Annotated in this window: 11 protein-coding genes; 7 read left to right on the forward strand and 4 right to left on the reverse strand. The window is 46.2% G+C overall.

Annotated elements, in window-relative coordinates:
• The 3 genes from BMZ93_RS01285 to mvk are packed head-to-tail and all read right to left on the reverse strand — an operon-like array spanning position 1 to position 2,976.
• Entirely contained in the window at positions 1-1,047 is a 1,047-nt protein-coding gene (locus tag BMZ93_RS01285; RefSeq protein WP_091501398.1) for a mevalonate kinase family protein, read from the reverse strand.
• Positions 1,040-1,999 carry a diphosphomevalonate decarboxylase gene (mvaD, locus tag BMZ93_RS01290; RefSeq protein ID WP_091501399.1) on the reverse strand — a complete coding sequence of 320 codons (960 nt, stop codon included), beginning with the start codon at positions 1,997-1,999 and terminating at the stop codon, positions 1,040-1,042. The genes BMZ93_RS01285 and mvaD overlap by 8 nt, the downstream gene beginning before the upstream one ends.
• 47 nt (positions 2,000-2,046) lie before the next feature.
• On the reverse strand, positions 2,047-2,976 hold the full coding sequence (mvk, locus tag BMZ93_RS01295; RefSeq protein WP_091501401.1) for a mevalonate kinase: 930 nt from the start codon (positions 2,974-2,976) through the stop codon (positions 2,047-2,049).
• Positions 2,977-3,132: 156 nt separating this feature from the next.
• Here mvk and BMZ93_RS01300 point away from each other — a divergent pair, with 156 nt between their 5' ends.
• The 5 genes from BMZ93_RS01300 to BMZ93_RS01320 all read left to right on the forward strand — a co-directional run bounded on the left by BMZ93_RS01300 (position 3,133) and on the right by BMZ93_RS01320 (position 9,619).
• Complete coding sequence (locus BMZ93_RS01300) at positions 3,133-5,562, forward strand: exonuclease domain-containing protein (protein ID WP_091501402.1); 2,430 nt, start codon at positions 3,133-3,135, stop codon at positions 5,560-5,562.
• A gap of 189 nt (positions 5,563-5,751) precedes the next feature.
• Positions 5,752-6,276, forward strand: a complete 525-nt coding sequence (locus tag BMZ93_RS01305) for a hypothetical protein (protein WP_143404263.1) — start codon at positions 5,752-5,754, stop codon at positions 6,274-6,276.
• Positions 6,277-6,287: 11 nt separating this feature from the next.
• Positions 6,288-7,472: a pyridoxal phosphate-dependent aminotransferase gene (locus BMZ93_RS01310; RefSeq protein WP_091501405.1), complete on the forward strand. Its 1,185-nt coding sequence runs from the start codon at positions 6,288-6,290 to the stop codon at positions 7,470-7,472.
• Positions 7,473-7,533: 61 nt separating this feature from the next.
• On the forward strand, positions 7,534-8,844 hold the full coding sequence (gene asnS, locus BMZ93_RS01315) for an asparagine--tRNA ligase (protein WP_091501408.1): 1,311 nt from the start codon (positions 7,534-7,536) through the stop codon (positions 8,842-8,844).
• Between the two features lie 61 nt (positions 8,845-8,905).
• Entirely contained in the window at positions 8,906-9,619 is a 714-nt protein-coding gene (locus BMZ93_RS01320) for a DnaD domain protein (protein WP_091501410.1), read from the forward strand.
• Positions 9,620-9,650: 31 nt separating this feature from the next.
• Here BMZ93_RS01320 and BMZ93_RS01325 read toward each other — a convergent pair whose 3' ends face one another.
• Entirely contained in the window at positions 9,651-9,950 is a 300-nt protein-coding gene (locus BMZ93_RS01325; RefSeq protein WP_091501412.1) for a hypothetical protein, read from the reverse strand.
• A 26-nt stretch (positions 9,951-9,976) separates the two neighbouring features.
• Between BMZ93_RS01325 and BMZ93_RS01330 the strand changes: the two genes are divergently transcribed.
• Positions 9,977-11,113: a THUMP domain-containing class I SAM-dependent RNA methyltransferase gene (locus BMZ93_RS01330; protein WP_091501413.1), complete on the forward strand. Its 1,137-nt coding sequence runs from the start codon at positions 9,977-9,979 to the stop codon at positions 11,111-11,113.
• Positions 11,114-11,406: 293 nt separating this feature from the next.
• Positions 11,407-19,857, forward strand: coding sequence for a DUF1542 domain-containing protein (locus BMZ93_RS01335; RefSeq protein ID WP_091501415.1), 8,451 nt, complete (start codon positions 11,407-11,409; stop codon positions 19,855-19,857).
• Positions 19,858-19,909 lie beyond the last annotated feature (52 nt).

A 19,909-nucleotide genomic window follows, 5' to 3' on the forward strand; every position in this document is an offset into this window, starting at 1 on the left:
TTAATTTTGGTCAATGACGCTTAGGCCGGCCGTACGGGCGGCCGTTTTTACAGGGAGCAAACTGTGCTCATCGTTTCCAACGACAAAGCCGTTATCACCGAAACCGGCTCCTGAAATCTTTCCAGCTAAATCCAGACGCTTAATAATCGCTAGGAAGGTTGCAAGCTTTTCGGTCTGGTAGTCATCAGGAAGAGCCTCAACAAGGGCCTCCTGATTGTCCTTTAAGGCTTTTTTAAAGCCATCGTAGTCTTCGGCCTGAATGGCTGACTTAGCGGCTTCCACGGCCTTTTTAGAGGCTGAAAGTAATTCGGACAAGTCCGTCGTCTTTGCCAGGGCCTTACGGGTTGAAGCAGGCTGGCGACTGGCAACAATTTGAAAAGTCCAACCGGCTGGCCAATTTAGTGGTGTCACCGCCATTTCAGACCAGTCGAGGGTTTTGTAGTCTGAAATTTGCCAAATCTTCTTTTCGGCTAACCAGACCGGTGCCTGGTAGCAGATCGATTGATCATAGGCAGCTGTGGCAATGTCGCCAAGTGAACCGGACCCCTGTACAAGGTAGTGGGCGAAGGCGGCTTCTTTAAAGACGCTTGATGGATTATTGTCCTCTAACAAGCTGGCGTGAAGGGCCTTGATAATGGCCACCGTTACAGCGGCTGAGGAGCCTAATCCCAACTTTCCCTCTTTTGATTTCATGGTTGAACGAATTAAAAGGGTGACGGTTGGTAAAGGTTTTTCACCATCAAGGAAGAGTTCTTGGTGTGCCTGATGAAAGACGGCCAAAGCAGCCCGGATAAAAGTCCAGGAGCCGGTGGCTAGGTCGGCCGTTGTAATGGCCTGCACTTTCTTCCAATTGGTTTGGTAAGGGGCTTCGTATTGATCAGATTGTAAAATAATCTGATTCGTCGATTCTGGTGAATCAGTATGTATATCAACCGTCATGCCACGGTCAACAGCTGCGATGATTGCGGGCTGTCCTGGTGTGGTAACGGCGTATTCTCCGGCTAAAAAGAGTTTACCGGGGACGGTGATGTGTAAAGAATTATTCATAGGAAATGCCTGGTCCTGGAGTTGCGATGTCGAATTGAATCTTGCGGAAACGTTCTGCTAAGTATTCCTTGATTGCTTCAGCCTGTTCACGATTGGTAATGATTTTGACGTTTGGACCAGCGTCCATTGTAGCGTAGGCGATGTAGCCTTTGGCACGGAGTGCCTTCACTTCATTCAATACCTTCATGGTGTTTTGGTTGAAGTAGGTGAAGCGTTGCTTCGTTGCGGTCAGGTTTAAATCGTGCATGGCCAGCGCGTTTTTTTCGGCGATTTGGCCGACACGGTCAAGGTCGGCATTGGCCAGCGCGACTTTCATATCTTCCAATTGCTTAGCTGACTCATCGACCCAGGCCTGGTAGTTAGGGGATGTTTGAGCCCGTTGCATACCATCCGAGGAAGAAACCTTCTTCACCATACCTGAAATGCGGCAGACAACCAGTGCGATTGGTAGGTCTGGTACATCGAGGTGGTGGGCGTATGAGCTCTTGTCATCGTGTCCCTTATCCCAAATGGCAAAGTCTGGGAAGAAGGAGCGGGTGGCAGAACCAGAACCACGACGGGCTAGGCGGGAGAGCTCTTCCAATGAAAGGTCCCAGCCGTTGTGCTTGGCAACAGCAGCCGTTAAAGCGGCAAAGGATGAGGCTGAGGAGGCCAAACCAGCTGAGAGTGGCACTTTATTTTCTGAAATCACACGAAGGGGTGGGAAGTTGCCCATTTCTTCGCGTAAGATGTTTAGAAATTGGTGAACGCGCTTGCCGTCTTGAGGCAGTTCATTAATCAATAGTGAGTCTTCATCAGCCTCTTCCACCCGAGTCTTGGTGTAGTATTCATCGAGTGTGAGGGAGAGCGATGAGGTTGTGGGTAAATTCAAAACTGGATCAGCTTTTCCCCAGTATTTAATCAAGGCGATGTTTGTGTGGGCAATTGCCGTTTGACCTTTTGTTTCCGACATGGAAAACTCCTTTTGCTTTATAAAAGTAGTGGAAAAGTGCTGAATCTTTAGAGCGGTTGAATCCAAGTTTCTTGTGCGCCGGCCTTTTGAAGGGCTTCAGCAATTTGCACGGCCTCTTCATCGTTGCTTGCTAATGCTAACATTGCTCCGCCGATACCGGAACCAGTTAGTTTAGCACCGAGTGCACCGGCATCAATGGCAGCATTCACGAGCTTATCCAATTTTGGATGGGAGACCTGTAAGGCCTGGAGGTCCTGGTGGGCTGAGGTAAAGAGCTGACCCAGTGTCACTGGGTCGTTTTCAGCAAGGGCTTCCTTCACGGCATAAGCTAACTTACCTAAATGTTCGATAGCAGACCAAGAAGCATCGTAATTAATCTTAAGTTGCTCACGGACGATGTTAACAGCACGTACCGTTTGTCCGCGCACGCCAGTGTCTGCTAGCACCAAAGTGGCGTCCAAGTCAGTTTCAAAAGTCGAGCAGACTTTGTCTTGGAACCAAACGGGTTCTTCGGCTGAAACAGTGGCGGCATCGATGCCAGAAGGAGAGCCGTGTGAGATGTTTTCAGCCAGTGAAGTATAGTGGGCCAACTGGTCATCACTGAGTGGCAGGTCCTGCCAGTCGAAGAAGGCACGGGTAATGGCGGTTGCTAAGGCAGCCGAGGCACCAAAGCCACGTTCCTGTGGAATGATGGATTCGATTTCAAGTAGAAAACCGTTTTCACTGAGGTTCCTGTCTGCCAAGAGAGCAACAATGAGCTGACGGATACCTTCTAGATCAGCGCCTAGCTCGGAGAGCTCGATTGCTTGACCGGCTAAAATTAACGTTTGGCCCTTTTCAAGGCTTTGAAAGGTAGCGGAAACTTCTAGATTTAAAAGGGGGATGGCCACAGCTGGCTGATTGTAGACAACTGCGTGATCCCCGATAAGGATGGCCTTGGCGTGTGAACGCCCGGTTCCGATATTATGATTTTTCATATTAAAGACTCCAATTAATAAACATATTGTACCGCACAGGTCTAAGTAGTGTAAAATGGCATCGAACGGTCCTTTTTATCTAAATTAGAAGATTTCGATTTAATTTCGTAATATCTAGTGGATATTAAGGCCTAACGAGTATTGAAAGGAGTCCTGATGAAAGAATCAGCCGCCTTTGTTATCGTTGATTTGGAGACAACTTCACCATCCGTTGAAAACGGTGGGCGCATTATCCAAATCGGGATGACTTTTGTTAAAAATAAAAAAATCGTTGAGCACTTTGACTCCTTTGTTAATCCAGCCCAACCAATCGATAAAAAGATTCAGCAGCTGACTCATATCTCACCTGCAGATGTGCGGGATGCTCCCTTTTTTGAGGAATTGGCACCATCCTTACAGGCACTTTTGCAGGGACAGGTTTTTGTTGCGCATAACGTGAACTTTGATTTGCCTTACTTGAACGCCGAGTTTGCACGAGTTGGCTTGCCAGAGCTAGACTTGCAGGCGATCGATACGGTTCAGTTAGCCCAGATTCTTTTCCCAACGGCACCGGGCTACCGTCTATCGGATTTGACCCATTATTTGGATTTGCCACTAACGCAGGCTCACCGAGCAAACGCCGATGCCGAGGCCACGGCCTACTTGATGTTAGCCATTTGGCAGAAGGCCCAGGCCTTACCTGAGAAGACGAAGCGGACCCTTCTATCGGTTGACTGGAACCTGCTACGTCAAAGTCAGGACTTCTTGAAGATGGCCTCGAAGTCTAAGGGGACTTTTGAAACGCCAGTGCTGAACCAGCGGGTCCAGCAGATGATTGAGAAGCGCAAAGAGAGTCAGCGCCGTTTCCGTATTCTTGAACATAAGAAACCGGTTGAAAAGGTAGCGACTTACCCAGTGTCGATTTCTGACAAAGTCGCTGCGCTGGGACGTGACTTGGAGATTGATAAGCAGCGTAACGAAGTCATGAACCGGGTGAAGGCCTTCGTTGACAGCTCCAAACACGAAGTGGCCATCTGGCAAACAAGTCCGCAATTGAAGAAAACCGTTTCTTATTTGCTGCCACTCTTCTACACGAAGCGTCGTAAAACAAACTGGTTACTAACGGACGATTTGTCTTTGATTGTTCACCAAAAGGAACTGTTGAAAAAGTTGGCGGAACGACTGCCGGAGCAAGACCTCCGCTTTGTTTCTCTCTATCAGCCATCGGGTTATCTGGATGATAGTAAATTTCGTTCAGCCATTAAGCGGGCCCGTGAAAAGGGCGGTAATTTCTGGCAGGCTCAGATTTTGGTCTGGTTGTCAGAAACCCCAACGGCCGCTTTTGCTGAATTGCCACGTGGAATTCGTTCCCACCCTGATTTATCAGAGGTAGCGGCCGACGAACAGTCGGAAGTCTTCCAAAACGCTTTTGCAGAAGCAAAGGGGGCCGACGTTGTTTTGGCAACCTACGACACTTTCTTCTCTTGGGGCCGGGAGTTAACGGCTGTCCAAGGACAGAAGGAAAAGCCGGCTGTTATCTTGGAAAAACCAGTTGGCATTCAACAGGCCATTCAAGACAGTATTGGCTTGACCCTGCCACTCGGCTTTTACCAAGACCAGGTGGCCCGTTTGGCTGACCAAGCCGCCCAGTTACCCGCAAAGGGACGGGGTGTTTGGCAGGTCAACTTGCATAACTGGTCGGTGGCCTGTCAAAAGATTGATCAGAACTTAACCGAGAAGGATGCACTGAAGGCGGCCAAAGCCATTTTGGACCGTTTGATTGCCATTAGTGAACTCGCTGCTAAAACGAAGTTACATACCAAGTTATTAGTGACCTCGTTGACCGAGCAACGGTCCAAGTTAACTTGGTTGGCTGCTCATCAGGAGATCATTGATCAGACATACTGGACGATTGATGATGAGCGTGGTCAGCAGAACCTGACTTTCGCGGTGAAAGAAGAGGTCTTTTACCAGAAGTACTTCTTGAAGCAGGTCAGCAAGTTACTCGCCATCTCGTCCTTCTACCCAGAAAGCCTCCGAACTTTCTTGGAGTCGGTTCCACGGGGAATCGCTCAGCCAGAAATTGGCGAGAAGGTCAAGAAGGCCGAACGGAATTTGAAGTTGAAGACGGTCTTGTCGGCTGAACGAAACGAGGATAAGCAGATTCAAGCGGCCTTTGAGGCTGGGCGGAAGCACCTACTTTTCGTTGCCGAGGACTTCAATTCTGTTAAGCACTGGTACTACAAGTTGTCTAATAAATACGGGGATGACTATATGGTTTATGGTCAGGACTTGTCGGCTCCCTTGAAAAAGGCTGCCTGGCAGGCCTCTGGCGAAGACCGGTCCATCCTGGTTGCAACGCCGGATTACCTAAAGGACCTCTTCGAGCAGAGCCTTCCTTTGCCTGAAGTTGCGGTTTTGCCACGTGCCAACCGCTGGTTGGAAATGGATGACTTACGCCTCCTAGTTGTGGCCTTGCAGAAGGATCCAAATTCACTCTTGCTCGCTTCGCTGAGTCAAAAGCAGGTGCAGGCGGTGAAGGATGATTTGCAAATCTTAAATCCAGGTCGGCGACTCGTCAAAGTCGGTCTGTTGAAAGTGAAATAATTGATTGAAAAAAGACAGTGAGAACTGTCTTTTTTCTTTTGTCCTTGACCTGTTTGGACGATTTTTATTAAAAGAGAAAGGGGAAGGCGACTTTTGCAGAAAGAGTTGTGATTTAACGTGAAAATCGTCCTGTATGGGGATGATTTTTGCTATAATATTTAACAGTAGAGCAAATTTTGTGAGGTTACCATGGAAAGACATGACAACTTAATGGTCAATATGGCCCGACCAAGGAAGTTTTCCTGGTCGAAGTTTATCGCCATCTTAGTGACGATTGCGGTGTTGATCTTCGCAGCCTTTGCATTTTATGCTTACCTGGCCTTACGCCCAATGGCGAAGGCTGAGAGTAATGTTCAGACGGTTGTTGCACAAAAAACCAGTTTGACGGATTTACATGACATGACAGTTGATTACCGTGATGGCGCAACTTACGCCGTTCTTGGATCTGAAAAGGGCAAGAGTAAGGTGGCAATTATTCACGGTAAGAAGGGCAAAGTCCAAGTCTTTGATTACGGTAACGGTATTTCGAAGGCTGAGTTAAAGCAGAAGCTGACGACTGATTACCATCCTAAGAAGGTTTATTCCGCTAACCTGTCCGAGTACCAAGGTGCCTTAGTTTGGGAGATTTCTTACCAAGCTAAAAACGGTAGCTTGAATTACCTGACGATGGATTACAAGAACGGTTCAATCTACCGTGCAGTAAACGGAATTTAAGGGAGTACTTGATGCTAGAAGAAAGTGAATTTTCAACCCTGGCCCAGTCCGTTCATCCATCCGCTACCTTAGCCGTTTCCAAAAAGGCCAAGGCCATGACGGCGGCTGGTGAAGACGTGATTAACTTGGGAATAGGAGAGCCGGACTTCAAAACACCGGAGCCCATTGCACAGGCGGCTATCGCGGCAATTGAAACGGGAAAGACTTCGTTTTACACGCCGGTATCCGGGACCCTTTCGCTGCGGCAGGGAATTGTTGACCTCGCCAAGAAGTTAACGGGACAGGAGTTATCGGTGAACCAGGTCGTTGTGACGACTGGTGCTAAGATGGCACTGTACGCCATGGTTCAGGCTTTGGTTAACCCTGGCGACTTTGTTGTTTCTGCTAAGCCTTACTGGGTTTCATACGCCGAACAGGTCAATATGGCCGGGGCTGACTTCATCGCGGTTGGTGATGAGAAGCAAGGCAAGTTGCGGGTGGCTGATTTGGATGCCTTGGACCGCAAGCCAAAGCTTATCATGGTTAACAACCCAACGAACCCTTCTGGTATTCTATACAGTAAAGAGGAAATTCTGGGCTTGTTGAACTGGGCTGAAGAGCAGGACGTCTTCATCATGATTGATGAAATTTACGGCCGTCTGGTTTACAACGGTGCGACTTTTACGTCTGCCATGAAGTTGAAGACTCTGTCGGGTTCCAAAGTCATCGTCGTGGACGGGGTTTCCAAGTCCTACTCCATGACCGGCTGGCGAATCGGCTGGGCTTTGGCTGACGAGAGCGTGATTGCCAACATGAGTAAATTGCTCGGGCACATGACCTCTGGGCCAACGGCAGCGGCTCAGGCTGCGGCTGAAGCGGCTGTCACGGAGAGCCAAGAAGTGGTCGAGGGGATGCGCAAGACTTTTGAAGAACGGTTGAACGCGACCTACGCTTTGATTGAGAAGATTGATGGTTTGAACCTAGCGGCTAAGCCGGAAGGGGCTTTCTACTTCTTCATCAAGGTTGATCAGGATGTCTTGGACCGGATGAATCTTTCATCTACGCTGGAATTTGCCGACAAGCTCTTGGAAGCCGAAAAAGTCGCGCTACCAGCTGGCGAAGGTTTCGGGATGCCGGGCTACTTGCGTTTATCCTACGCACAGGACCAGGCAACCTTGAACGAAGCCTTGAAGCGAATTGAACGCTTCATCAAATAATCGATAATCTGGCCGTGAGGCCGTACATAATAGAAGGAGGAGGGGCTTGCCCCACATTAGTATGACAGAGCAAACGATTCCGATGATTCAAATTAAGGACGCATCAAAGTACGTTGGTCAACGTGTAAAGATTGGCGCATGGTTGCGTCACAAGCGTGGTTCAGGGAAGATGGCTTTCTTGCAGTTGCGTGACGGTTCTGGATTCTTCCAGGGTGTTGTTGCCAAGGCCGATGTGCCCGAAGACGTCTTTGAAACGGCTAAGGAATTGAAGCAGGAAACATCAATGTACGTTTATGGTGTGATCCATGAAGACGCACGTTCTGACTTTGGTTACGAAATTAAGATTGATCAAATCGAAGTAATTGGTGAATCACACGATTACCCAATCACGCCAAAGGAACATGGAACGGAATTCTTGTTTGACGAACGTCACTTGTACCTCCGTCACATCAAGCCATACGCTACTTTGAAGATTCGTAACACCATTATTGCGGCAACCTACGAATTCTTTAACAAAGAAGGCTTCATCAAGTTGGATGCGCCTCTCTTGACTGGTTCAGCTCCTGAAGGGACCACTGAATTATTTGAAACGGATTACTTTGGGCAAGATGCTTACTTGTCACAAACTGGTCAGCTTTACGCCGAAGCAGGGGCCATGGCCTTCTCACGTGTCTTCACATTTGGACCAGCCTTCCGTGCTGAAAAGTCAAAGACTCGTCGTCACTTGAACGAATTCTGGATGATTGAACCAGAAATGGCCTTCTTCCACCAAGAACAGTCTTTGGAATTGCAGGAACGTTACGTCGCCTTCTTGATTGAAAAGGTCTTGGAAGAAAACGACCAAGAATTGGACATGTTGAAGCGTGACAAGGAATTGTTGAAGTCATACACGCAATTGCCATTCCCACGTATCTCATACGATGATGCCATCAAGTTGTTGCAAGACAACGACTTTGACGTTGAATGGGGTGTTGATTTCGGTTCACCTGAAGAAACCTTCTTGGCGAACCACTTCTCAAAGCCTGTCTTCGTTGTGAACTTCCCTAAGGCAATCAAGGCCTTCTACATGAAGCGCCATCCAGAACGTGAGGACGTCGTGATTTCAGCCGATTTGTTGGCCCCAGAAGGCTACGGTGAAATCATCGGTGGTTCAGAACGTGATACGGACTATGACTACTTGAAGGAACGCATCATCAACGACGGCTTGGGTGTTGAAGAGTACCAGTGGTACTTGGATTTGCGTAAGTATGGATCAGTTCCTCACTCAGGATTCGGTCTCGGTTTGGAACGTATGGTGACTTTCGTAACGGGTGAAGAACACATTCGTGAAGCTATCCCATTCCCACGTACAATGAACCGTCTACGCCCTTAATTAACAGAGTAAAAGCGTCCAAGTTTGTCTTGGGCGCTTTTCTACGAAAATGAGGTTTGATATGGAAGAGAGTGTTAAAGCCTTAATTAACGCAGGTCAGACGACTGTTTATAACTATCTATTGAGTCATTACCGAGATATCGGCATGGATAATGATGACTTGGTGATCTACCTGCAAATTTCCCGCTTGCAGAAACAGGGTGACCAGGCCAGCTTATCTGCCTTGGCAGCAACCATGAAAGTCACGGAGCAGACTTTGACTGAACGGATTAAGCGTTTTGTTCAGTTGGATTTGATGACCGTTCAGAATCTCGGAAACCGCCAGGAGTACTTTGACTTTACCCCCTTGTTTGACAAGCTGTTAGCGGGTCAACGGGTGAACCAGGATAATCCGGTGGTTTCTGCTGGTGAGCAGAGCCGCCGTCAGGTGGTGCGGGTTTTGCAGGGTGAATTCGGCCGTCAGTTGTCGCCAATGGAATTGCAGACGATTAACCAGTGGTTTGATGTTGAACACTTTGATCCAAACATGATGATTCTGGCCATTCAAGAGGCGATTGCCAATAATGCGCGTTCCTTGCGCTATATTGAAACGATCTTGATTAACTGGAAGAAAGCGAACCTGACTTCACCACAGGCCGTGCAACTAGCAAAGGAGCGCCGGCGGGGCGTTACCTATGATGCCAGTAAGTCAGCGGGGCAAGGGCGGCAGTCAACTGGTCAGCAGGCAGCAAAAAAGCAGCCAACGGTGCCAATCTTTAAGTTGGATGACTTGTAAGATTGAAACGGGCTGCTTGCTAGAAATGGAATTACTTGATGACGATTTTACCGTCATGGTCCTGGTGAAAACCAAGAACCGGGCGGGGTCGACCGTCGATGAGACAGTAGAAACTGGCTTTATCACCAACTTGTGACAGCCTGGTTTGAACCTGTTCTAGTGAAAGTGGCCGACCGCTAGCGCTGAGTACCAGTGCAACACGACTATCATCGCCAAGAAAACGGAGGGCGGTAATCGCTTGGATATTATCGCGACTGTCGTCGACTTGTCCGTAGAGTGGTGTCTTGCGATCAATGTAAGTTGTTAGTGAGAAAAAGTCAAAAACATTCATAGTAAGTTTTATTATAAAGGAAAACAATGGAAAAGAAATATACAATCATGGTAACAGTGGCGGCTGGTTTGGAATCAGTCGTTGGCCAAGAATTAAAGAATATGGGCTACGACGTTCGCGTTGATAACTACCGTGTCTTCTTTGAAGGAACACAGGCCGACATCATGCGTGCCAACCTATGGTTGCGAACGGCTGACCGTGTTAAGATCGTTATCGGTTCTTTTGAGGCCAAGACTTTTGAGGAACTTTTCCAGGGAATCAAGGCGCTGCCAGTGGAAGACTATTTGAACTATGATTCAGAGTTCCCAGTGGCTGGACGTTCACACAAGTCCATTTTGCACTCTGTACCAGACGTGCAGTCAATTACGAAGAAGGCCATTGTACAAAAGTTGCAAGAAGCCTACCATGTTCGAACACGATTGCCTGAAAACGGCTTTTTTGCCCAATTAGAAGTTATGATTTCAAAGGACCAGGTCATGCTGACTTTGGATACGACCGGACCATCTTTGTTCAAGCGTGGTTACCGTGTTGAAAAGGGTGCGGCGCCTTTGAAGGAAAACTTTGCAGCAGCTTTGATCTTGTTAACAAACTGGCGTAAGGATTTACCTTTTGTGGACCCAACCTGTGGTTCAGGAACGATTGCCATTGAAGCGGCCCTGATTGGTCGTAACTTGGCGCCTGGTTTGACCAGGACTTTTGACATCGAAAAGATGGATTGGTTCGACCATGAATTGTCGGATACGATTCGTGATGAAGCCGAAGATAAGGCCGATTACGACTCTGTCTTGGACATTCATGGTTACGATATTGACCCACGCATGGTCAAGATTGCGCAAGAAAACGCCAAGCACGCCGGATTGTCCCAGGACATCACCTTTGAAACCTTGGACTTGGCCGACTGGCACCCAGCTACTGAACAGGGTGTTCTGGTTGCTAACCCTCCATACGGTGAACGTTTGGGTGAATTGGATGCAGCCGAAGCTTTGTACAAGACGATGGGCCAGCTATACAAGCCTTTGACGCACTGGTCAAAGTACATTTTGACATCGGATTTATCATTTGAAAAAGTCTATGGCCAAAAGGCAACGAAGAAGCGTAAGCTCTATAACGGTCAGTTGCGAGTGGACTATTTTCAGTACTGGGCAAAGCCAATCAAAAAATAATTTTAAAATAAATTGGTATAGTAAATTTTTTACGGATTTTCTTTACTTTTTAAAAAGACTGCTTTGGCAGTCTTTTTTATTTTTCATTTAGAAAGGGAATTTTATTTTCATGTTTTATTTATTTTAAAATCTCTAATTAATTGGATATTTTGAATTAAATGAAGATATTATACATTTTAGACCAATATAATCTTTTAATTATTTAAATTAATTTTCACTAATTTTATTTTTTAAATATTCTCCGATATACTTTCTGTAAGACGTCGAAAAGAAAAGTAAAAGGATGAACGTAAATGATTAAGAAAAATAATTTATTGACAATCGCGCAATCCAAGCGAACTTGGTTGATTGCGTCCACCGTTTTTGTTTCAACTGGTATTGCTGAAATTGATGCAAGACATCGTGCGACGGCAACTGCTGATGATTTGAACATTAGCCAGCCAGTGAAGAGTCAAAACGAACAATTTTCACCTACGACCGCTGCTGATGAAAAGAATCAAATAGACGACAATGCTTCTTCTGTTGTTTCGGAGCCGAAGAATCAGAAGCCTTCTGATGAAAGAGCGAGTACAGCAGCAAAAGGTACTGATTCTTCAGCGGTAAGAGCAGATGAACATTCTAATCAGGATGATCAGGTAGTGCCTCTTAAAGGTGATGAACAAAATAACCAAAAGCCTGCTAAGGTTCTGCCATTGGACGGCGAGGCTAATCAGCAATCAAACGATGATGTTGCAAAGGCTTTGACCGATGCCCATCAGGCAGAACAAACACCATTGCCACAGTCAGATATTCCCTTAACTGATGAAGATAAGGCACACTTAGCCGATGTCGCACGTCAAATTCTAGATACTGTGAAGAATGATTTGGCTAAGAAGCCTTATTCAACTAACCCAAATAATGATCCTCTGAAACCACTGTATGAAATGACAAAGACGAGTTCTTATGAAGAATTGGTAAATGTTTTGGGTGGATTTTTACCGAACTTGGCCTATCCGGGTGAGGGACAGTTGGATTACAACCAAGAGTACGTGAAGAAGCCTGGTGAAATGAAGTTCGACGTGCCATCATACTCATTCTTTGGTTATGGTGGTAAGGAAAACGATTACTCGAACGTTTCCTATATGCGCTTGATTACTGATGAAACCTTGGTACGAGAGGTTGCCGACCGGATTCTTTCAATCATGGGAACTCCTTACAAGGGAACGAAGATAAACTATACACCTGAAAATAATTCATTGAATTTCTCCGGTGGTTTCCCATTTTACGCAGTAATTCAATCAACAAACGGTTCCTTGCTGAACCCAACTTACTACCTAGGTCAGTTGAGCCGAACACTTGAAGCCATTACGAATTTACTAACTTTTGGTGCCATTGATACAAGCGTTAACCAGAACTATGATAGCGGGCAGTACGGTATTTACTTGCGTTTAGAAGTACCCGAAGGGGCGGACCCAAACACCGTTATTCAAGCAATGAATTTGGAAAAGTCAAAGTTTGGTGCTCAGATGGACTTTAATGTGAACCTGAGTGTTGATGAAATTTTGAACCGGATTCCTGGAATTCGTGACATTATTTCTTCTTCAGCGGGTATTCCAATTTCTGGTTACGCGGGTTCCGTAATTGATTTGCTAATGGGGTCCGTTTTGGACAAGATTAACGAAGAGTACGGTACAAACTTGAAGGCGAAGGGAGTGGATAGTCCTTTCTACCCAATCACTCTTTATCCAAAGGACATTAAGACGAACTTGAAGGAAGACCCTCGTGGTATGTATTTGTTAGTTCGAGGGGATAACTTGGATAAGTTTGATTCTCTCTTCCTGCAAGCAAAAATTATGCTGACAAAGTTCTTCATGAACGCCCTTTCCTGGGGAGGAAACATCGTTGGTGGCGCTTACGGTTATTTGAACTTTGATTTGAACCGTTACCAAGGAAACATGTCTTCTGAAGAAATGGCAACTGCTTACGGAAAAGACTCTGCTAATTCAAAGGCCATGGCCGGTTATGCAGACGATAGTCCGAATAAGGTGTTGACCAGGGGACAGCTGCCACCTGATCCAAATGGTCGTTTGTCATTGTCAATGAACGCTTTGGACGCGAATAGCATGTTGTCTGAGAAGAAGGAAAAGTATACCAATGGAAACCTTGGAAAAGACATTGTTATTGACCGAAACAAGATTCATGATAATCCACAACTAACAGGAGGCATCGATACTTGGCGTGCTTATATTTCGCTCTTTGATAATCAGGGTGAATACAATACCAAGGACGTTGATTCTTCAAAGGCTGAATGGATGGAAATTGATGGCGTTAAGCAGGTTCTTCCTGGTTCTGACATCGACCATCGAACGGTTGATTTGAAGCCTGGTGAAGACTTCTACTCAGAACGTGACCGTTTTGACCGTGTGATTGATTACTTTACAGGGGATGTTCTCCTAGATGATAAAGGCTTCCATCCGACTGACGCCGTGAAGTCCTTGAAGTTGGTCAAGTCTGTTGATCCGGAAGGAAAGAAGACGAGTGCCGATGACTTTGCTATCTATGACCGACCATTCACTGTTTACTACAACGGTGAAATGACACTGGCTGATGGCCGTCGAATCGCGCTGCGACCAACTAAGATGACGGTTATTCAGCACGCTGTGGTAACCCGTTCTGCTGAAGACGGAGTTGATTTGAATCGTAAGCGGACAATTGCCTATAACCACATTAAGGAGCAGTCAGATTTCATTAAGTTAACGGTGCAAGATTTAACGCCAAAGGTAGCCGATGAAAAGCTTGTTGATTTTATTCATCGCATGGATGATGTTTTGGTATCCGCTAATCAGGCTTTAGAAAAGGCAGCTAGTGAAGAAGACGTATTCGTCGCTCAGGATGCAGCTGTTAAGAATATGCAGGAAATCCAAAAGTCAGTGATTACCCGTCAGGACTTGGACACTGCCATGCGTCGGGCAGCCCGTCAGCAGGGTGATCAGCAGATTAACGAAACAGCCTATAGTTATCGTTTGATGATTACGGACGCTAAAGATCTGACTGACAAGCAAAAAGAAGAGTACATCAAGTCGATTCAAGAGATTCAAGATGATACTTTGAAGAATTTAGCAGGTATTTACTTACACGCTGAAGAAGAGAGCGCTAAGCAGAGCTTGCAAGATTACTTAAACCAAATTGGTCAAGAAACCAATCAGGGATTGAACAAGATTCGTAACCTCTACCTTTCTCAAGAAGAGAAGGATAAGGCAATGACAGAATTGAAGGATGCGGCTGATGACCGCTTGGCTGAATTTAGGAAGGTTGACTTTGTTGATCCTGAAAGTTTGGCTGAACAGAGTGCCAAGGTTCATGCTCTCTTGAGTGATTACAGTCATTCAATTGACGAAAGTAAGAGCTATGACCAATTGCTTGCCGTGAAAGAAGAAGGAATCGCGGCCATTAAGAACGTTGCTTTGCCAGTACGTAATAATGATTACGATGAAGCGACGGCTGCTGATAAGGCTGCTGCAAAGCAGGCTTTGGCGAACGCTCTGCAATTGAAGAAGGAAAAGTTTGCTGCCATTGAGCATGTTGACAAGGATTCTTTGAACCGGCAAGATGCCCGCCTGGATGCGGTTGTTGACGTAGCCAACCAGTCGATTGATTCTTCCAAGACAAAGGGTGAAGTGAAGTCAGCTTTGAGATATGGATTGTCTACTTTAGACACAGTGGCTGAACCAGAATTAGAGTTAGCTTACCAGCCAGTTTCTGATATTGATCGTCAAAACGCTCGTGATGCCATTGATTCTTCGGCAAAGAACCGTTTGAATGCCATGAAGAAGATTGAGCACGTTGACGCTAAATCACTTAAGGAACAGGGTAATCTGTTGGAGATGATTGTGAACGATGCGATGGCAGAAATTAATGCTGCACAAAATAAGCAAGCACTTCGTGATGCGTTAACTGATGGGCTTTCTAAGATTGAAAGTCTCGCTGACCCTAAGAAGGAAGCTGCCTATCAAAAGCCAACGGTTGCTGATCGTGAAGAAGCTAAGAATGCCATGAAGCAGGCGGGTGAAGAAAAGAAACGCTTCTTTGAAGATATTGATGGCGTTGATCCTGATAGTCTAAAGGAAACAGAACAAAGTGTTGACCGGATTGTCAACGAGGCTGATACAGCCATTGACCAAGCCGATACTTTGGCAGATGTTGATAAGGCCTATCGTGACGGATTGAAGGCACTGGATAACTTACCAATGCCAAAGGTTATCTTTGAAAATGAAAAGGCAACGGATGAAGACCGTCAGCACGCTGCTGAAAAGCTTCATCAAGTAGCGACGAATAAACAAGAGAGCTTTAACCAAATTGAACACGTTGACCAGAATTCTTTGAAGCAACAGAGTCAATTGATTGAGAAAAACCTTTCCAGCGGATTAGAAAGCTTCAAGTCAGCAGTGACAAAGGGCGACCTCGCCAAGGCTTTGCAAGAGGCGATGGCCGCAATTGAAAACATTGCTGCACCAAGCCTTGAAGATGATTATCAGCCGGCTACGAGTGATGATAAGTTGTCCGCTCAAAAGCAACTGGAAGAAGCATCAGCTAAGCGTAAGAGGGCGATGGCGGCCATTGAAAACGTTGACCCAACTTCATTAGCTAACCAGCAAAAGATTGTCGGTCAAGTTCTCATGGACTATTTAGGGCAGATTACCTCTGCTCAGCTTCGTAAGGATGTTGCAGCTGTTTTGGATAACGGATTAAAGACAATCCAAGCGGTTGCGGACCCTGTTGTGGGAGAAGATTACCAGCCAGCTAGTGCAGAAAAGAAGGATGCAGCCAAGCGTCAGCTTGAGCAAGCTAAGCAAGAGAAGGAACGAATCTTCAATTCAATCGAGCATGTTGATCCAACGAGCTTGAAGAACCAAACCCATCAATTAGAAGTAATCGCTGAAAGTGGCTACCATGCCATTGATGAAGCGAAGACAAATGGGGATGTGAACCGTGAATTGAACGAGCACCTTCTTTCGATTAGTCAGGTGCTTGATCCAATGGTTTTGCCAGAGTATCAGCCGGCCAATGAGATGGTTAAGAACCTAGCTAAGCAAACGTTGACGACCGCCAAGGAAGGGCGTGAAAGCGCCTTTAAGGCAATTGGCCATGTTGACCAATCCGATTTAGGACGCCGTGTTTCAGAACTGGAAGAGACGTTAAAGAATGCTTTGTCTGGCCTTGATCAAGCTAAAATGAACGGACAAGTAAAGCAAGTGCTGTCTGATGGGTTGCAAGCGATTAGTGCCGTCTTGGAGCCAGGACTTGAAACGGACTATCAACCGGTAACAGACCAAGACCGTAATGAAGCGGTGGTCCTTGTTGAAAGAGCTTCAGACCATAAGCAGAAGGACTTTGAACAAATTGCCCATGTTGACCAAAAGAGCTTACAGCAACAAAAAGAAGCCGTTATTAACCAGCTTTCATGGGCTAAGTCAGCCATTCAACAGGCAAGCGTACAAGCCGAATTAAGGAATGCCGTTCAAGAAGGACTTGCTCGAATCGCAGCGGTTGCTGAACCAGTTTTGGAAAAGGCTTATCAACCTGCTAAGCCAGAGTCGAAGGACCAGGCGAAGAAGCAGTTGGATGAAGCGGCCGATAAGAAAAAGAAGGGCTTCTCCGATATTGACGGTGTTAATCCTGACTCTGAAAAGAAACAAGATAAAGCAGTTGATGACGCTGTAAATAAGGGGAAGAAGGCGATTAATCAAGCTGAGAAGGAAGGAGAGGTTGATGATGCCTTCCGTAAGGCTCTCAGTGATATTGACCATATTGATAACCCTGAAGTTCAAGAAGAGCGTAAGACAGCGAATGCTGAAGACCGTCAAAAGGCTAAGAAGACACTGTCAGATCGAGCTGATGAAATTAAGAAGGCCTTTGCGGGTATTGAGCACGTTGATCAATTAAGCTTGAATGAACAGCAGAGCCTAGTTGAACGTGAAAGAGCGGTCGGCGAAACAACAATTGATTCTGCTAAGACTAAGGGTGACGTGCAGTCTGTTTTGCACCAGGCTTTAGATAAGATGAATCAAATTAGTCAACCAAGTTTGGAGGCCGCTTTCCAGCCGGCTAGTTTGGATGACAAGAAGCGTGCAACTGCTCTTCTTTATCAAGCGGCTGACCAGCGTGTTAAGCGATTTGAAGAAATCGACCATGTTGACCCCGTTAGTTTGAAGAAGCAAAGCGAAGAAGTTCGTACGATTGAAAGTAAGGCAGCCGATGATATTCAAGCATCTTCAACCCGTGGAAGTGTTGATCAAACATTATCATTGGCAATTCAGTCAATTAATTCTGTGAAGGAGCCGGCTTTATTAGCAGGATTTGAACCTATTACCCCTGATGATAAAAGAGCGGCAACTAGTCAAGTTGTTGTTGCCGGTCGAACAAAGAAGGAGGAGTTTACACTGATTCCTTACGTTGACCAGGGTTCATTAAAGCAACAAATGGACCGCGTCGATGCCATTGTGGATAAGGCCACGGCTGATATTAATAACGCAACAACTCGAAATGAGTTGGACGGTCTCATTAGCAAGGCCGTGATGGATATTTCTCAGGTTCCGGCCCCAAAGGCAAAGCCATCTGATCAGCCACCTAGTCAGGAAATGAAGGACATTTACAAGGAAATGCTTCAACGCTATGCTGATGAAAAGAAGCAGAAGTTTGAGGCGATTGAACACGTTAGCCAAGTTAGTCTTAAGGAAGAACTTGAAATTATGCAGGACATTTTGACTAAGGGACAGAATGCCATTCAAAATGCCGATACAAATTGGTTTGTTATTTTCCAGTACCGTCAATACATCGGTTTGATTGATACGGTGCCAACTCCCGAATTGGAGTATGATTACCAGCCACCAACAAGCTTGGATATTAAGGCGGCTACAAACCGTTTGACTTGGGATGGGGATAACCGAAAGTATATCTTTAATCATATGGCACGAGTGAACCCTGATAGTTTGGCCCAACGAAAGGCCGAAGTTGACCAACTGGTTAAGGAACGAATCCCATTGTTTAGTCAAGCAAAGACCCATTTGGAATTAAACGCTATCGTTACGAAGGCCGTTCAAGACCTGTATGACATTCCATTCCCAGATGTTTTGCCAAAGGACGATCATCCAAGTAAGGAAGAAATCGCAATGGCTATTTCATCTCTAGAAAAGGCAGCAGAAAGTAAGCGTGCTGACTTTGAATCGATTGCTCACGTAGATGCTCAGTCATTAGACCGTCAAATTAAGGTTCTGACAGATACGTTGAGAAAGCAGAAGTCGATTATTCAAGATAGTCCAACACAGTCTGACCTTCAAAAGAACTTGGTTGATGCTTTGTCTGCTATTCAAGCGGTGGCCCGTCCAGATGTTGAGGATGGTTACCAGCCATTAACGGATGCTGAAAAGCAACAGGCCGTTTCCGAACTTGAAAAGCTGGTCAATGAACGGACTGATGAATTTGAACATCTACTTGGTGTTGATCCAGATTCACTGGCCAAGCAAAAGCAACGTTTGCAGGATGTACTTAGCCGTGTGAAATCAACCATTATGGCATTGGCCCAACGACAAGAATTGGACCCTGCAATGAAGGTTGCACGTGCTGAAATTCAGGCGGTTGAAAAGCCAGAATTAAGTCGCGATTATCAGACTCCAAGTCAGCAGGATCGTGATCAGGCTGTCGAACAGTTGAAGCGTGTGGCTGAAACAAAGAAGTCCGATTTTGACCAGATTATTGGTACTCAAAGTGATTCATTAACTGCTCAAAAGCTTGAAGTGGACCAGACGGTTCTTCTATACCAAGACAAGATTGCTGGGGCACAAACCATTGCTGGTTTGAACCAAGTACTTTTGGCGGGTGAAGAGGCTATCAATCACGTGGAATCACCAAAGTTGGACCGGGATCATCGTCCGGTAACAGCAAAGGACCTTGCGGAAGCTAAGGAAGCTGTAAGACAAGCTGGTGATGACAAGAAACAATCATTCGATAAGATTAGTCACGTTGACCCAGAGAGTTTGAATCGTCAGAAGCAAAAGGTTGATAAAATCATCAACGATAATCAGTCCGCTTTGGATGGCTCAAAGACGCTGGGTGAGTTAACACGAGTTAAGAATGTCATTATCTTTGTTATCCAAGCTGTTGACGACCCTGACCGTTTGCCAGTAGTCAATGACGACAAGGAAAAGGCAAAGGCTGAGGTAGAGCAAGCAGCTAAGGAAAAGAAGGCTGCCATTGATGCGGTTCCAAACGCTAACGCAGGCGAACGAGACGAAATTGAAAAAGATCTCGCAGCCATTGTTGATGAGGCCGATGCAAAGATCGATGTGGCTGATACACACGACAAGATTGACGCTGCAGTAGCGGAAGCCTTGGATAAGATTGCCCAACTACCATTACCAAAGTCTGGTGATAATCCATCAGGAGGCGGTGATAACGACAACGGCGGTGGTGATAATCCAGATAACCGTGGAGGTAATGATGACGATAACGGTGGGAACCACTCCGGTGGTTCAGACGCCGATGCCGACGCTGCAAGAAGAGCAGCCGAGGATGCTGAACGTGCTAAGCGCGAAGCCGAATTGGCCGCTCTTGAAGCAATGAAGAAGCGCGGTGGCGCTGATTCATCTGCTGCTTCACCTGCAACTGCTAAGCAGGATAAGGTGAGTGGTAACCGTGTCATCGTTGCACTTTCAGCTATGGCAGCAGCGACAATCGGATTTATCACAACAGGTCGTAAGCATAAATAGTTGAAAATAGTTAAATAATGCCAGGAAGTCTAGTTCAATTTGAACTAGGCTT

Origin of the sequence: Fructobacillus durionis, from assembly GCF_900112405.1 — a bacterium.
In the GTDB taxonomy this organism is placed as follows: Bacteria; Bacillota; Bacilli; order Lactobacillales; family Lactobacillaceae; genus Fructobacillus; species Fructobacillus durionis.

Excerpts from the sequence above, each read along its gene's own strand:
- BMZ93_RS01285 (WP_091501398.1), bottom strand. The coding sequence starts at position 1,047 with ATGAATAATTCTTTACACATCACCGTCCCCGGTAAACTCTTTTTAGCC.
- mvaD (WP_091501399.1), bottom strand. The coding sequence starts at position 1,999 with ATGTCGGAAACAAAAGGTCAAACGGCAATTGCCCACACAAACATCGCC.
- mvk (WP_091501401.1), bottom strand. The coding sequence starts at position 2,976 with ATGAAAAATCATAATATCGGAACCGGGCGTTCACACGCCAAGGCCATC.
- BMZ93_RS01300 (WP_091501402.1), top strand. The coding sequence starts at position 3,133 with ATGAAAGAATCAGCCGCCTTTGTTATCGTTGATTTGGAGACAACTTCA.
- BMZ93_RS01305 (WP_143404263.1), top strand. The coding sequence starts at position 5,752 with ATGGAAAGACATGACAACTTAATGGTCAATATGGCCCGACCAAGGAAG.
- BMZ93_RS01310 (WP_091501405.1), top strand. The coding sequence starts at position 6,288 with ATGCTAGAAGAAAGTGAATTTTCAACCCTGGCCCAGTCCGTTCATCCA.
- asnS (WP_091501408.1), top strand. The coding sequence starts at position 7,534 with ATGACAGAGCAAACGATTCCGATGATTCAAATTAAGGACGCATCAAAG.
- BMZ93_RS01320 (WP_091501410.1), top strand. The coding sequence starts at position 8,906 with ATGGAAGAGAGTGTTAAAGCCTTAATTAACGCAGGTCAGACGACTGTT.
- BMZ93_RS01325 (WP_091501412.1), bottom strand. The coding sequence starts at position 9,950 with ATGAATGTTTTTGACTTTTTCTCACTAACAACTTACATTGATCGCAAG.
- BMZ93_RS01330 (WP_091501413.1), top strand. The coding sequence starts at position 9,977 with ATGGAAAAGAAATATACAATCATGGTAACAGTGGCGGCTGGTTTGGAA.
- BMZ93_RS01335 (WP_091501415.1), top strand. The coding sequence starts at position 11,407 with ATGATTAAGAAAAATAATTTATTGACAATCGCGCAATCCAAGCGAACT.